15 protein-coding genes are annotated in these 13,235 nt (G+C 72.8%); 11 read left to right on the plus strand and 4 right to left on the minus strand.

Translation table 11 applies throughout. The features are described 5' to 3' along the window. Window positions 1–61 precede the first annotated feature (61 nt). The 3 genes from KLI87_RS03030 (at window position 62) to KLI87_RS03040 (ending at window position 4,303) form a co-directional block, all read left to right on the plus strand. Window positions 62–529, plus strand: coding sequence for a rhodanese-like domain-containing protein (locus tag KLI87_RS03030; protein WP_156220402.1), 468 nt, complete (start codon window positions 62–64; stop codon window positions 527–529). Window positions 530–766: 237 nt separating this feature from the next. Next, window positions 767–2,326, plus strand: coding sequence for a DEAD/DEAH box helicase (locus tag KLI87_RS03035; protein ID WP_374225409.1), 1,560 nt, complete (start codon window positions 767–769; stop codon window positions 2,324–2,326). A gap of 165 nt (window positions 2,327–2,491) precedes the next feature. Next, window positions 2,492–4,303: an alkyl/aryl-sulfatase gene (locus tag KLI87_RS03040; protein ID WP_214615734.1), complete on the plus strand. Its 1,812-nt coding sequence runs from the start codon at window positions 2,492–2,494 to the stop codon at window positions 4,301–4,303. Between the two features lie 9 nt (window positions 4,304–4,312). Here KLI87_RS03040 and KLI87_RS03045 read toward each other — a convergent pair whose 3' ends face one another. Then, on the minus strand, window positions 4,313–5,089 hold the full coding sequence (locus tag KLI87_RS03045; protein WP_214615735.1) for an acyltransferase: 777 nt from the start codon (window positions 5,087–5,089) through the stop codon (window positions 4,313–4,315). A 52-nt stretch (window positions 5,090–5,141) separates the two neighbouring features. Beyond that, window positions 5,142–5,810, minus strand: coding sequence for a response regulator transcription factor (locus KLI87_RS03050; RefSeq protein ID WP_156220399.1), 669 nt, complete (start codon window positions 5,808–5,810; stop codon window positions 5,142–5,144). 69 nt (window positions 5,811–5,879) lie between these two features. Here KLI87_RS03050 and KLI87_RS03055 point away from each other — a divergent pair, with 69 nt between their 5' ends. Both KLI87_RS03055 and KLI87_RS03060 read left to right on the plus strand, forming a co-directional pair. Continuing rightward, window positions 5,880–7,931 (plus strand): sensor histidine kinase, encoded by a 2,052-nt coding sequence (locus KLI87_RS03055; RefSeq protein ID WP_156220398.1) that lies wholly within the window; start codon window positions 5,880–5,882, stop codon window positions 7,929–7,931. Window positions 7,932–8,032: 101 nt separating this feature from the next. Then, complete coding sequence (locus KLI87_RS03060; RefSeq protein WP_156220397.1) at window positions 8,033–8,176, plus strand: hypothetical protein; 144 nt, start codon at window positions 8,033–8,035, stop codon at window positions 8,174–8,176. A 47-nt stretch (window positions 8,177–8,223) separates the two neighbouring features. Here the strand turns inward: KLI87_RS03060 and KLI87_RS03065 are convergent, their stop codons facing one another. Next, window positions 8,224–8,685, minus strand: coding sequence for a hypothetical protein (locus tag KLI87_RS03065; protein WP_214615736.1), 462 nt, complete (start codon window positions 8,683–8,685; stop codon window positions 8,224–8,226). Between the two features lie 162 nt (window positions 8,686–8,847). Between KLI87_RS03065 and KLI87_RS03070 the strand changes: the two genes are divergently transcribed. Beyond that, entirely contained in the window at window positions 8,848–9,372 is a 525-nt protein-coding gene (locus tag KLI87_RS03070; RefSeq protein WP_214615737.1) for a peptidylprolyl isomerase, read from the plus strand. Window positions 9,373–9,418: 46 nt separating this feature from the next. Continuing rightward, window positions 9,419–10,306: a rhomboid family intramembrane serine protease gene (locus tag KLI87_RS03075; RefSeq protein ID WP_156220395.1), complete on the plus strand. Its 888-nt coding sequence runs from the start codon at window positions 9,419–9,421 to the stop codon at window positions 10,304–10,306. A gap of 233 nt (window positions 10,307–10,539) precedes the next feature. On the opposite strand, the gene KLI87_RS03080 is transcribed toward KLI87_RS03075, so the two are convergent. Continuing rightward, on the minus strand, window positions 10,540–10,797 hold the full coding sequence (locus KLI87_RS03080; RefSeq protein ID WP_214615738.1) for a cell division protein CrgA: 258 nt from the start codon (window positions 10,795–10,797) through the stop codon (window positions 10,540–10,542). Between the two features lie 81 nt (window positions 10,798–10,878). Between KLI87_RS03080 and KLI87_RS03085 the strand changes: the two genes are divergently transcribed. From KLI87_RS03085 to KLI87_RS03100, 4 genes are read left to right on the plus strand one after another with little or no spacing between them, the layout of a single operon-like run. Further along, window positions 10,879–11,631 carry a DUF881 domain-containing protein gene (locus KLI87_RS03085; protein WP_214615739.1) on the plus strand — a complete coding sequence of 251 codons (753 nt, stop codon included), beginning with the start codon at window positions 10,879–10,881 and terminating at the stop codon, window positions 11,629–11,631. 49 nt (window positions 11,632–11,680) lie between these two features. Continuing rightward, the gene (locus KLI87_RS03090; RefSeq protein WP_156220448.1) at window positions 11,681–12,307 is read left to right on the plus strand and encodes a class E sortase; all 627 of its coding nucleotides are present in this window, start codon (window positions 11,681–11,683) and stop codon (window positions 12,305–12,307) included. A gap of 8 nt (window positions 12,308–12,315) precedes the next feature. Continuing rightward, window positions 12,316–12,513, plus strand: a complete 198-nt coding sequence (locus KLI87_RS03095) for a hypothetical protein (protein ID WP_156220393.1) — start codon at window positions 12,316–12,318, stop codon at window positions 12,511–12,513. Window positions 12,514–12,517: 4 nt separating this feature from the next. After that, window positions 12,518–13,099 (plus strand): aminodeoxychorismate/anthranilate synthase component II, encoded by a 582-nt coding sequence (locus tag KLI87_RS03100; RefSeq protein WP_173390939.1) that lies wholly within the window; start codon window positions 12,518–12,520, stop codon window positions 13,097–13,099. Window positions 13,100–13,235 lie beyond the last annotated feature (136 nt).

The following is a 13,235-nucleotide window of genomic DNA, read 5'->3' on the forward strand; positions in this document are numbered from 1 at the left end:
CCACTTCTGGCCGGACGCGGCGTCCCGCAGGATCGGAGCCGACACCGACGGAGAGGAAGAGATGAGCACGACTTCACCGGTCACCGCCGTTCCGGCCGCCGACGCCCCCGAGGCGGTCCGGCACTTCGCCGCCCGGCTGGCCGTCGAGACGGACGTCTCCGACGTCGCCGCGCACCTCGCGTCCGGCGCGAGCGGCGTCGTGGTCGTCGACACGCGGAGCGTCGAGAGCTGGGAGCAGGGGCACGTCGCCGGTGCCGTCCACCTGCCGGCGGCCGAGATCGCCGAGCGCGCCGGGGAGCTGCCGCCGGGGGCGACCGTCGTCGTCTACTGCTGGGGGCCCGCGTGCAACGGCGCCGTGAAGGCCGCGCTGGCCCTCGCCCGGCTCGGCCGCCGGGTCAAGGAGATGGCCGGCGGATTCGAGTACTGGGCGCGCGAGGGCCTCCCGGTCGAGGACGGCGGCGGAACGGTCACGCGCCGTTGCCCGGACCCGCTGACCGCGCCGCTGGACGGTGTCGCCTGCGACTGCTGAGCCGCCGCGGCCGGTCCCCGCCGCGCCCGCCCGCGGCGGGAGAACGGGACGGCAGCGGTCGAAGAGGGGCCTGAACTGAAGAGAGTCGTCCGGGACGGGGCATAAGGAGGTACCCGGACGACGTTAGACTTAATGAATCACTCTTCGACGCTCCCTGGCGTCAGGCTCGTCCTTGCAGCCCACCGATCACTCATCGTGGTGCCTCCCGAGACGTGCCCCCCTCTCGGAAGGTATTGCGTGACCACAGCTGCCGCTGCTCAGAACCCGTCTGCCGACCTGCCGACGCCCGCGACCACGGGCGACGGCGAGGCCGAGCGGGTTCCCTCCTTCGCCGAACTCGGCCTCCCGCCGGCGTTGGTGTCCGCCCTGACCCGTCAGGGCATCGAGGCCCCGTTCCCCATCCAGGCCGCCGCGATTCCCGACGTCATGGCCGGACGCGACGTCCTCGGCCGCGGCAAGACCGGATCCGGCAAGACCCTCGCCTTCGGACTGCCGCTGCTCGCCCGCCTCGCCGGCCGCAAGGCCGCGCCCAAGCGCCCGCTGGCGCTGATCCTCGTCCCGACCCGCGAGCTGGCCCAGCAGGTGCAGACCAACCTGGAGCCGCTCGGCCGCGGCGTCGGGCTGCGCTTCAAGACCGTCATCGGCCAGACCTCGATGTTCAAGCAGATCGACGCGCTGCGCCGGGGCGTCGAGGTCCTGGTCGCCACGCCCGGCCGGCTGAAGGACCTGATGCGGCAGGGCGCGTGCGACCTGTCCGACATCGAGATCGCCGTGCTGGACGAGGCCGACCACATGGCCGACATGGGCTTCCTGCCCGACGTCACCGACATCCTCGACCAGGCGCGGCCCGGCGGGCAGCGGCTGCTGTTCTCCGCGACCCTCGACAAGGACGTCGACGTCCTCGTCCGGCGCTACCTCCAGGACCCGGTCACCCACGCCATCGGCCCGGTGGACGAGTCGGTCGACACCATGGAGCACCACCTCCTGCTGGTGGCGCCCAAGGAGAAGAGCGCCATCACCGCCGAGATCGCCAACCGCGAGGGCCGGACGATCCTGTTCGCCCGCACCAAGCACGGCGTCGACCGGCTCGCCAAGCAGCTCGTCCAGGTGGGCGTGCGCGCGGCGGGCCTGCACGGCGGCAAGAGCCAGGGGCTGCGCACCCGCACGCTCGCCGAGTTCCGCGAGGGCACGATCAGCGTGCTCGTCGCCACCGACGTGGCCGCCCGCGGCATCCACGTGGACGACGTGACGCTCGTCATGCACGTCGACCCGCCCGCCGACCACAAGGACTACATGCACCGCGCCGGACGCACCGCGCGGGCCGGGGAGCGCGGCACCGTCGTCACGCTCGTCCTGCCGCACCAGGTGCGCTCCACGTCCGCCATGACGCGCCGGGCCGGGATCAACGCGCCCCGCGTCAAGGTGAGCACCGGCGACGCCGAGCTCGTGAAGCTGACCGGTGCGCGCGAGCCGTCCGGCATCCCGATCGAGGGCCCGCTCATCCCCGACCGCCCGCGCCGCGAGGGCGGCCGCGGCCGGCAGGGCGGCGGCGGACGCCGCCGGGGCTACAACGGGCGCGCCCCGCGCTCGTTCGACCGCCAGGACTCCTCGTCCTCCGAGGGCGGCGGTCACGGCGAGCACCGGGGGTCCTTCGGCGGCGGCGAGCGCCGCGGCGGCGGGCCCCGCACGGGCGGTTCGTCGCACGGGAACCGGCGCGGAGGCTCCTACGGCGGCAACCGCCGCGACGGCGGAAACCGCCGCGAAGGCGGCGATCGGCGCACCGCGCGCTCCAACTGAGTCTGTATTCTTTTACTGGCCTTTGAGGCTTGCACAGAGGGTGTGCAGTGCGATCTCGGTCGGGGGCCTCGCCCCTGACCGAGATCGCGCATTTCCCGGCCCCGGGGCGCGAGTCTTTGCCCTCCGGCGACTTTGCGGCGGCCCGCCGCCGGACATGTGCCCGGTATGGGGGATCTCGCCTTCGCTGACCGGACGGACTTCGAGAACGCCGAGCGGGGCTTCGTCGCGTCCCTGACGCCCGGGGTGGTGCGGGACGCCGACGGCCGCGTCGTGTGGGACGACGAGGTGTACGCCTTCCTGGACGGCCCGTGCCCGAGCACCGCGAACCCGTCGCTGTGGCGGCAGTCGCAGCTGTGCGCCAAGCAGGGCCTCTACGAGGTGACCGGCGGCGTCTACCAGGTGCGCGGCCTGGACCTGTCGAACATGACGCTGGTCGAGGGCGACCGCGGGGTGATCGTCATCGACCCGCTGGTGTCGGTCGAGACCGCCGCGGCCGCGCTGGCGCTGTACCGCGAGCACCGCGGCGACCGGCCGGTCACCGGCCTGGTCTACACCCACTCCCACGTCGACCACTTCGGCGGCGCCGAGGGCGTCGTCGAGCCCGGCAACCCCGGCGGGGTGCCGATCCTCGCGCCGCGGGGCTTCCTGGAGCAGGCCGTCTCGGAGAACGTGTACGCGGGGACGGCGATGGCCAGGCGCGGCGTCTACCACACCGGCGTCCTGCTGGAGCGGAGCCCGGCCGGGATGATCGGCACCGGGCTCGGGCAGACCGCCTCCTCCGGACGGGTCTCGCTGATCCCGCCGAACAGGGAGATCGCCAGCACCGGGCAGGAGGAGGTGCTGGACGGCGTCCGAATCGTGTTCCAGTTGACGCCCGGCACCGAGGCGCCCGCCGAGATGAACTTCCACTTCCCGAAGCAGCGGGCGCTGTGCATGGCGGAGAACGCCACGCACAACCTGCACAACCTGCTGACGCTGCGCGGCGCGCTCGTCCGCGACGCCCGGGTGTGGTCGCGGTACCTGGACGAGGCGATCACGCTGTTCGCGGGCGACACAGACGTGGCGTTCGCGTCGCACCACTGGCCGACCTGGGGGCACGACGACATCGTCGCGTTCCTGTCGCAGCAGCGGGACCTGTACGCCTACCTGCACGACCAGACGCTGCGCCTGCTCAACCAGGGGTACACCGGCGTCGAGATCGCCGAGATGATGGATCTGCCGCCCGCGCTGGCGAACGCCTGGCACGCCCGCGGCTACTACGGCTCCGTCAGCCACAACGTCAAAGCGATCTACCAGCGGTACATGGGGTGGTTCGACGGCAACCCCGCGCACCTCTGGGAGCATCCGCCGGTCGAGAACTCCAAGCGGTACGTGGAGTGCATGGGCGGCGCGTCCAAGGTGATGGCGATGGCCCGGGAGTACGCGGGCCAGGGCGATCTGCGGTTCGCCGCGACGCTGTTCGACCACGTGGTCTTCGCCGATCCCGGCAACACCGACGCCAGGACCGGTCTCGCGGAGGTCTACCGGCGGCTCGGCGAGGGCGCCGAGTGCGGCACCTGGCGCAACTTCTTCCTGACCGGCGCGCTGGAGCTGCGCGAGGGGGTGCGATCGGTTCCGTTCGGCATCGCGGCGGGCATGGCCGCCGGGCTGAGCGTCGAGCAGGTCTTCGACTCGATGGCGATCAGGGTGAACGGGCCCAAGGCATGGGACGAGCGCCTGACCATCGACTGGGACTTCACCGACACCCGCGAGCGCCACCGGATGACGCTGGAGAACGGCGTCCTCATCCACCGGCGCACGACCGGCGGGGCCGGCGCCGCCGACCTGACGCTCGGGCTCACCCGCCCGCAGCTGTTCGGGCTGATCACGGGGAGGAGCGCCGAGGGCATCACCAGCACCGGGGACGCGGGGGCGCTGCGGCGGCTGCTCGCCGTCCTGGACGGCGCCGAACCCGACTTCCCGATCGTCACCCCGTGACGCGGTGGGCTAGCCGGCCTCCTCGCGGAGCCTGTCCTGGAGGATCTGGAGGCCGCCGATCCCGTCCACCGACAGCGCGGCGAGCTCGTCCAGCGACATGACGGGGCCGGCGGTGCGCAGCGGCGGCTGCCAGCCGCCCTCCCCGTGGCTGCGCAGGATCTTCGCGGGCACCCCGCCGATGACCGCGTGGTCGGGGAACTCGCCCCGGACGACGGCGCCGCCCGCGACCGCGACGTTCCGGCCGAGCCGGGTGCCGGGCAGGATGATCGCGCCGGTGCCGATCCAGCAGCCGTCCCCGATCACGACCGGGTTGTTCTCGGGCCACTGCCGTCCGATCGGGGTGTCCAGGTCCCCGTAGGTGTGGTTCTGGTCGGTGATGTACACGTTGGGGCCGGTGAAGACGTCGTCCCCGATCTCGATCGACTGGTGCCCGACGATGTGGGTGCCGCGTCCGATCGAGCAGCTCCCGCCGATCCGCACGATCACGTCGGGGCCGAGGTCGAGGCCGGGGACGAACCCGGCGGAGATCGTCACATGCGTCCCGACCAGCGTGTGGTCGCCGATCGAGATCCACGGCTCGCCGTAGACCGCCCCGACCGGGAAGCCGATGCACGCGCCCTCGCCCAGGTAGGCGAACCTGCGGCGCCCCGGCGTCTGCGGCGTGATCTCGCCGTGCCGCTGCACCCACCCCCACGCGTTGTGGACGGCCGTGTGCACGCCCTGGCGCGCCCGCCGCCGCACGCGGTCCGCCAGCGTCCGCCGCGGCGCGCGGGGATTCGGTGCCATGGCGCTCACCGTACCGGTTAGTAGAAACCGAGTCGCCGGGAACCGCACCGGATCAGCACCGGGACGCGCCGAGACCCGCGTCCCGGGCCCGGACGATCGCGCCCGCGCGATCGTTCACCTGGAGCTTGGTGAAGATCGCTCCGACATGGTTGCGGACGGTCTTGTCCGACACCACCAGCCGCGCGGCGATCTGCCGGTAGGTCGCCCCGCGCGCCAGCAGGTCGAGCACCTCCAGTTCGCGGGGCGTCAGCGACGGGAACGCCCGCCGGGCCGGCGCGGTCGCCGGCCCCTGGACCAGGGCGGCGAGCCGCGCGGCCATACCCGGGCTGAACACCGCGCCGCCGCGCGCCGCGACGCGCAGCGCGTGCAGCACCTCGTCGCGGCGCGCGCCCTTGAGGACGTAGCCGAGGGCGCCGGCGCGGATCGCGGCCAGCAGGCTGTCGTCGTCCTCCGACATCGTGATCACCAGCACGTGCGTCCCGGGGTGGTCGGCGGTGATGCGCCGGGTCGCCTCGATCCCCGACGTGCCGGGCAGGCCGAGGTCCATCAGCACCAGGTCGGGCGCGAGCGCGGCCACCGCCGTGATCGCCTCCTCGCCCGTGGACGCCTGGCCGACCAGCGCGAACTCCGGTGCCAGGGTCACGGCGGCGGTCAACCCCTCGCGGAACAGCGGGTGGTCGTCGACCACCAGCACCCTGACCCGACCGGATCGTCCGTCCATCGGCTCACACCCCGCTCGTCATGCGTATCGTGCCTATCTAATCACCGTGTGTAGTGATCGGGGAGGGGAATGTTCGGGATCCGGCGGGAGAGGACCGAGATCGCCTGGGCGGCGGGCGTCCTCACCCTGTGCTTCCTGCTCCTGTGCGCGTGGGTGGTCGAGACGACCTGGATCGACGGGTGCATGCTCCGGGGGCGGCTCGCCTCGGTCGGCCCGGACGGCCATCCCGCGGCGGCGCTCGTCGACTCGATCGCCCAGGTCATGGTGGGCCTGCTCGCCGCGCTCTGCGGGTTCCTGATCCTCGCCCGCCGCGTCGCCGGGAGCCTCGGCTGGGCGCTGCTGCTCGGCGGGGGCTCGGCGCCGGTCCTGGCCCTGCTGGACGACGGGTTCGTGAGCGTCAGGGACGGCATCGACGGCGTGGGCGCCGGGGCCGTCGTCCTGGTGTTCAGCGGGCTGTCGGCGACCTACCAGATCGTGCTGATCATGGTGCCGCTGTGGTTGCCGCTCGGACGGATCGGCTCCTGGCGGTGGCGGACGCTGTTCGCGGCCAACCTGCTCGCGCGGGCCTGCGCGATCGCGCTCGCGTGGTGGCCGCCCGGGGTCTCGGTCCTGCTGCCCGCCACCTGGTGCCTCGAAGTGCCCACGGTGGCGGCGTGCGTCGCGGTGCTGTCCGCCCGCGCCCGCGCGGCGCCCGAGCCCGCACGCCGCCGCATGGCGATCCTCGCGGCGATCTACCCGCCGACGGCGGTGACGATGATCTCGGCGGAGCTCCTGCGCGAGCTGAGCTTCGCCGTCGATCTCACGCTGCTGCCCTACACCGCCGGGCTGTCGGCCGTCTCCGGCATGATCTGGCTGGTCGCGCTGGGGGGCACGGTCATCCGCGACCGCATGTGGCACATCGACCGCACCGCCCGGCACATCGCCGTCATGTTCGTGCTGTCGGCGGGCCTGGTGCTGGCGGCGGCCGCCGGCGTCGCCGCGCTCGCGCGGACGGTCCCGCGCGCCGACCGCCCCGGCGCGGTGGCCATCGCCGTGCTCGCGCTGCTGGCCGGGGTGGTGCTGCCCCTGGCGATCCGGCGGATGGCGCGCGGCGTCGACCGCTTCTTCTACGGCCCCCGGGCGCTGCCCCACGAGGCGGTCCAGGCGCTGGCCGCCAGGCTGAGCCAGGCGCCCGATCCGCAGCGGGTGCCCTGGCACCTGTGCCGCAGCGCCGTCGAGGACCTCGGTCTGCCGGCCGCCGCGCTCACCGTCGTCACCGGCTCGGGTCCGCGCGAGCTCGCCCGGGTCGGCGAGCCCGGGATCGCCGCGCACTCCTTCGGCATGCGCCACCAGGGCGAGATCGTCGGCCACCTCACCGTCGCCCCGCGCGCCGGCGACCGGGGCCTGGACGAGCGGGACGCGACCCTGCTGCGGCTGCTCGCCGACCAGGGCGCCCCGGCCGTCGCCGGGCTCGGCCTCCAGGAGGACCTGGAGGCCGCCCGGCAGCGCCTGGTGCGGGCCCAGGCGGAGGAGCGCGACCGGCTGCGGCGGGACCTGCACGACGGCCTCGGACCGCTGCTGGCCGCCGCCTGCCTCCGGCTGGACAACGCGGGCGCCGCCCCGTCCGCGACGCTCGCCGAGGAGATCGAGGAGGCGGCGGCCATCATCAGCCAGGCCGTCGAGGAGGTCCGGCGGGTCGCGCGCGGGTTGAGCCCGATCGTGCTGGCCGAGCACGGGCTGACCGAGGCGCTCGCCCAACTCGTGGACCGGCTGTCGGCGCCGGGCCTGCGCATCGAGTTCGAGCGCGTCCCCGATCCGCTGCCGCCGCAGCCGCCGGGGGTCGAGAGCGCCGTCTACCGCATCGCCGCCGAGGCCCTGGCCAACATCGCCCGGCACGCCCGCGCCGTCCACGCGGCCGTCAGGCTCAGCGCCACCGACCGCGCGCTCGTCCTCACGATCACCGACGACGGCGTCGGGATCCCCGACTTCACCGGGTCCGGCGGCGTCGGCCTGGGGTCGATGCGGGAGCGCGCCCGGGAACTCGGCGGGACCCTCGACATCGTCACCCACCCCGCCACCGGGTCGCGCCTGCGCGTCGTCCTGCCCCTTGAGGACCGTGTGGGGCAGCCGACCCAGGGCTGACGCCCCGGTGGGCCACGCGGCCGGACGAGGCGTCCGGCCCATGTGCCCGGGACGGCGGGCGGCCGACGGTGCTCCCACGACCACGAGAAGGGGGCACGGTCATGGCCGACGGCCAAGGGGAGATCCTCGTGCGCGAGGTCGAGGACGGCGAGTGGAGGCGCGCGCTGGTGTGGCTGGCCGAGCAGTTCGTCCAGCAGGCGATCGGCTACGTGATCGCCCGGCTGGTGGAGTCCGGCCTGTCGTGACGCAGCGGAGGGCCCGGCCGGGTCGGCCGGGCCCTCCACGGGTCGCGTCAGCGCCGCGAGGACGCGCGCTCGTCGACGTCCGCGCCGGAGACGGTCATGGAGTCGGCCGAGGTGGCCTCCTCCGACGCGTCGTCCGATCCGCCGGTGACGCTGCGGCGGGTCACCACCGCGCCCGCCACGCCGACGGCGGCGACGGCTCCCACCAGCGCCACGACGGCGCCGCGCCGGGGCCGGTCACGGCCCGGCGGCTCGACACGGTGGGCCAGGCCGCTCAGGAACGAGCTCACCCGCGGGGCGAGGCCCGTCTCCACGTACTGGGCCGCACGCCTGATCCGGGGCGCGCCCCAGCCGCGGGCGACGAGGACGCGTTCGGCGGCGACCGGTCTGATCCGGTCGGCCGTCACGGAGGCCCGCCGCAGGGCGATCTCCGCGCCGTGCCGGGCCGCCTCCTGCGTCCGGCCCAGCCGCGTGCGGACTTGCTCCCGCGGCTTCCGGCGGGTACTGATCATTAGGGACACGCTAACCTCCCTTTCTGCGAGGTCCTGTTCAGCACCCTTCCCATCGTCGGGAAGGTAAACCACGCGAGAGTGATTGATTGATTACCTCGCGTGAGTAATTCATGCGTGTCCGGGATCGACAGACCATCCAACTCTCACGAGGAGGCGGCCAGCGTGGCCAACGAGATCTTCGCGACGCTCGACACGACGCTCGGCAAGATCGTGATCCAGCTCTACCCGGAGCAGGCGCCCGAGACCGTGGCGAACTTCACCGAACTGGCGGAGGGCACCCGCGTCTGGACCGACCCGCGCACGGGTCGCAAGACCGAGGACCCGCTCTACAACGGGACGATCTTCCACCGGGTCATCGACGGGTTCATGATCCAGGGCGGGGACCCGCTCGGCACCGGGACCGGCGGCCCCGGCTACGAGTTCAAGGACGAGTTCCACCCCGACCTGAAGTTCAACAAGCCCTACCTGCTGGCGATGGCGAACGCCGGGCCTGGCACCAACGGCTCGCAGTTCTTCATCACCACCAACGTCGCCGCGACCCAGCACCTCACCGGACGGCACACGATCTTCGGCAAGGTGATCGAGGGCACCGACGTCGTCGACCGCATCGGGCAGGTCCCGACCGGCGGCGGCAACCGCCCGAAGGACGACGTCGCCATCAAGACGGTGACGATCGAGCGGCGTTAATCGTCCTACAGGGTAGGACCCTGTCCCGGCCCCACGGAGCCCCCACATGAGCACAGAACCCAAACCCGAGACCTCGGTGCCGACCTGCTACCGGCATCCGGGGCGGGAGACCTACGTCCGCTGCACGCGGTGCGACCGCTACATCTGCCCCGAGTGCATGCGGGACGCGGCGGTCGGGCACCAGTGCGTGGAGTGCGTGGCGGACGGGAACCGCGGGGTGCGGCGAGCCCGGCCGGTGACGCCGCTGGGCGTCCCGGGGGCGGCGTCGGCGGTGCCGGTGGTCACGTACTCGCTGATCGGCCTGTGCGTGCTCGCCTACCTGGTCGAGCTGTCGTCCTGGCGGTTCATCGCCGACTACATGATGATCGGCCAGGCGACGCTGATCAACGGCGACACCATCGGGGTGTCCGAGGGCGAGTGGTACCGGCTGGTCACCTCGATGTTCCTGCACCAGCGCGGCGGGTCGTTCGGCATCGCCCACATCGTGTTCAACATGTGGGCGCTGTGGGCGATCGGCCCGGCGCTGGAGCAGGTGCTCGGACGCTGGCGCTACCTGGCCCTGTACATGCTGTCGGGGCTCGGCGGGTCGGTGCTGCTGTACCTGGTCGACCCGGGGAACTCGGCGGTCGGCGCGTCCGGCGCGATCTTCGGCCTGTTCGGGGCCTACTTCGTGATCGGCCGCCGGCTCGGCGGGCAGGTCGGGCCCATCGTGTTCCTGCTGGTCATCAACCTGGTGATCACGTTCTCGGTGCCCGACATCTCCTGGGAGGGGCACATCGGCGGCCTGGTCACCGGCGGCGCGCTGGCCGCGGCGATGGCCTACGCGCCCGCCGCGCGGCGGAGCCTGGTGCACATCGGGGCGCCGCTGGTCGTGCTGGCGCTGCTCACGGCGCTCGTGCTGGTCAAGACCGCGGAACTGAGCTCGGCCCTGTAGCCTTCCGGGGATCGCCGCCCCGGCCGTTTCCGGCCGTGGCGGTCGATACCGGGCCTTTCGGGCCGAGCTCGGCTCCGCGCCTGTGGAAAACCTGGGGATAGCCGGGGTGGGAGATCCCCAGTCTGTGGATAACTCTCGTGGATTCGCTCGACGTCAATGTGGGTAACGCGGACCGGCGGCCATGGGAGCGGGGCGGCACCGGCGCGGTCACCCTGGCGGGACGGCGCGGGCGGTCAGCGCCAGCGGGTCGAGAGCACCACGCCGAGGATGATGGCGGTGAAGCCGATCCCCAGGTTCCAGTTGTGCAGATCGGTCATGAACGGGACGTCGGTGTTTGTGCTCGCCGTCACGTAGAAGACCGCGATCCAGGCGAGGCCGACCAGCCAGAGGCCGACCATCGTGGGGACCAGCCAGCGGGGGCTGACCTCGGGCGCCTTGGACTTCTGCGGGGGCGTGTAAACAGCCTTCTTGCGCACTTTGGACTTGGCCACGGTGGGATCGATCTCCTCGGGCGTCCGGCGGCCGGAGCGCCGGACCGCGCATGGGTGTTTTGTCGGTTAGCGTAGTCGCTGGTGAGCAGCGTACGGCGTTCGGCTTGGGGAAGCATCATCCCAGCTATCACGCTTGTCGCGGGAACCCTGTTCGCGGCGAGCGCGAGCACGGCCCGCGGCACGAGCCTGCGCGACGAGGGCCGCACCCGCATCACCGACCTCATCTCCGCAGATCAGCGCCGTGCCCGCCGGGAGCGCGAGGAGTACCGCCGGCTGCGCCGCGAGGTGGACGCGATCTCCCGCGAGGCCGGCCGGCACGACGCGCGCGTGAAGCAGGCGCAGGGCGAGGCCGACCGGCTCGCCGCCCGCTCGGGGTTCACGGCGGTCACCGGGCCCGCCGTCCGCGTGTCGCTGGACGACGCCCCGCTGCCCAGATCGGGTGATCTGCCCCATGGTGCCCGTCCCGACGACCTCGTCGTCCACCAGAGCGACGTCCAGGCCGTCGTGAACGCGCTCTGGGCGGGCGGGGCGCGGGCGATGCAGATCATGGACCAGCGGGTGATCTCGACGAGCGCGGTGCGGTGCGTGGGCAATACGCTGATCCTCCAGGGAGTCGTGTACTCGCCGCCGTTCCGGATCACCGCCGTCGGGGACCCGGACCGGCTGCGGGCCGCGCTCGACGCCTCCCCCGTGATCGGGACGTACCGCAAGTACGTCCAGGCGTACGGGCTCGGGTACGCGGTCCACACCCTGGACCGCGCCGCCCTGCCCGCCTACACCGCGAACGTCACCATGAACCACGCCGCGGTGCCCGAGGACGACGGCGGTCCCTAGCGCGGGGGAGCGGGCGGAATCGTCGACGGAGGGGGGACGCGCGGTGCGGATGGTCATCCGCGGCCTGGGCGAGCTGTGCATCACCGCCGGGCTGATCCTGATGCTGTTCGTGACCTACGAGCTGTGGGGGACGGGCCAGTACACCCGGGCCCAGCAGGACCGCCTCGGCCGCGAGCTGCTGGACACCTGGAAGGCGCCGAAGGTCACCACCGAGAAGGTGCGGCTCGGCAGGGGCCTCGCCATGATCCGCATCCCGCGGTTCGGCGACGGCTACCACTACGTGATCATCGAGGGCGTCGACCCCGCCGACCTGCGCAAGGGTCCCGGCCACTACCCCGGCAGCGCGATGCCGGGCGAGATCGGCAACTTCGTCGTCTCCGGCCACCGGACGACCTACTCCGCCCCCTTCAACCGGCTCGGCGAACTCCGCGCCGGCGACAAGATCCTCATCGACACCCGCGACCGGCAGTTCACCTACCGGGTCACCGGCCGCGAGATCGTCAAGCCGTCGGCCGTCGAGGTGACCGCGCCCGTCCCGGGCCACCCGAAGAAGCGGCCGACCGAAAAGCGGATCACGCTGACCACCTGCCACCCGAAGTACTCCGCCGCCGAGCGGATGATCATCTTCGGCACGATGGTCTCCGAGCTGCCCCGCGCCGCCTCGACCGGAAAGTAGAGGGTGTCATGTACGCCTGGATCTGGCGCCACCTGCCGGGGACCTGGCAGGCCAAGAGCGGAATCGCGGCCGCGGTCGCGATCGTTGTCGCCCTCGTGCTCTGGTACGTCGTGTTCCCGTGGATGGAGCCGAAGGTCCACTTCGACCACGGCGTCGTGCACGGTGAGCCGACCGGGTCGTCCGGCCCGGCGGTGCCAGGGGGGTGACGCCGTGCGGGTCCTCGTCGTCGACAACCACGACAGCTTCGTCTACAACATCGTCCAGTACCTGCGGGAACTCGGCGCCGACTGCGTCGTCAAGGACCGCGCGGACGTCACCGTGCGGGACGCCGCGTCCGCCGGCGGCGTGCTGCTGAGCCCCGGCCCCGGGCATCCGGCCGACGCGGAGGTGTGCCTCGACCTCGTCGCCGACGCCGAGCGCCGCGCGGTGCCGCTGCTCGGCGTCTGCCTCGGCCACCAGGTGATCGCCCACGTGCACGGCGCCACCGTGGCGCGGGCGCCGCAGGTCGTCCACGGGTACACGAGCCCGATCGAGCACGACGGCGCCGGGGTGTTCCGCGACCTGCCGGTCCCCTTCCCCGCGACCCGCTACCACTCGCTCGCCGTCGAGCCCGGGACGGTGCCCCGCGACGTCCTGGAGGTCACCGCCGCCACCCCGGACGGCGTCGTCATGGGCCTGCGGCACCGCGACCTGCCGGTCGAGGGCGTCCAGTTCCATCCCGAGTCGGTGCTGTCGGAGCACGGGCACCATCTGCTGGCCAACTGGCTCGGCATGTGCGCGTCCCCCGTGTGACCTGCGTGTTCGCCGTACCGGGGCGATTCTGCCCGGCGCTGCGCCGCCGCGCGCGGAAAATTTCCGTTAAAAGTCGTAACGTCCAGGCAAGTACGTCCGAAGACCATATTGAGGGCTTCCGCCATTGCCCCCGAGT

This window comes from Actinomadura sp. NEAU-AAG7, assembly GCF_018603865.1.
Taxonomy (GTDB): domain Bacteria; phylum Actinomycetota; class Actinomycetes; order Streptosporangiales; family Streptosporangiaceae; genus Spirillospora; species Spirillospora litoris.

Coding starts and splice junctions, on each gene's coding strand:
- KLI87_RS03030 (WP_156220402.1), top strand. CDS start 62: ATGAGCACGACTTCACCGGTCACCGCCGTTCCGGCCGCCGACGCCCCC.
- KLI87_RS03040 (WP_214615734.1), top strand. CDS start 2,492: ATGGGGGATCTCGCCTTCGCTGACCGGACGGACTTCGAGAACGCCGAG.
- KLI87_RS03045 (WP_214615735.1), bottom strand. CDS start 5,089: ATGGCACCGAATCCCCGCGCGCCGCGGCGGACGCTGGCGGACCGCGTG.
- KLI87_RS03050 (WP_156220399.1), bottom strand. CDS start 5,810: ATGGACGGACGATCCGGTCGGGTCAGGGTGCTGGTGGTCGACGACCAC.
- KLI87_RS03055 (WP_156220398.1), top strand. CDS start 5,880: ATGTTCGGGATCCGGCGGGAGAGGACCGAGATCGCCTGGGCGGCGGGC.
- KLI87_RS03060 (WP_156220397.1), top strand. CDS start 8,033: ATGGCCGACGGCCAAGGGGAGATCCTCGTGCGCGAGGTCGAGGACGGC.
- KLI87_RS03065 (WP_214615736.1), bottom strand. CDS start 8,685: ATGATCAGTACCCGCCGGAAGCCGCGGGAGCAAGTCCGCACGCGGCTG.
- KLI87_RS03075 (WP_156220395.1), top strand. CDS start 9,419: ATGAGCACAGAACCCAAACCCGAGACCTCGGTGCCGACCTGCTACCGG.
- KLI87_RS03090 (WP_156220448.1), top strand. CDS start 11,681: ATGGTCATCCGCGGCCTGGGCGAGCTGTGCATCACCGCCGGGCTGATC.
- KLI87_RS03095 (WP_156220393.1), top strand. CDS start 12,316: ATGTACGCCTGGATCTGGCGCCACCTGCCGGGGACCTGGCAGGCCAAG.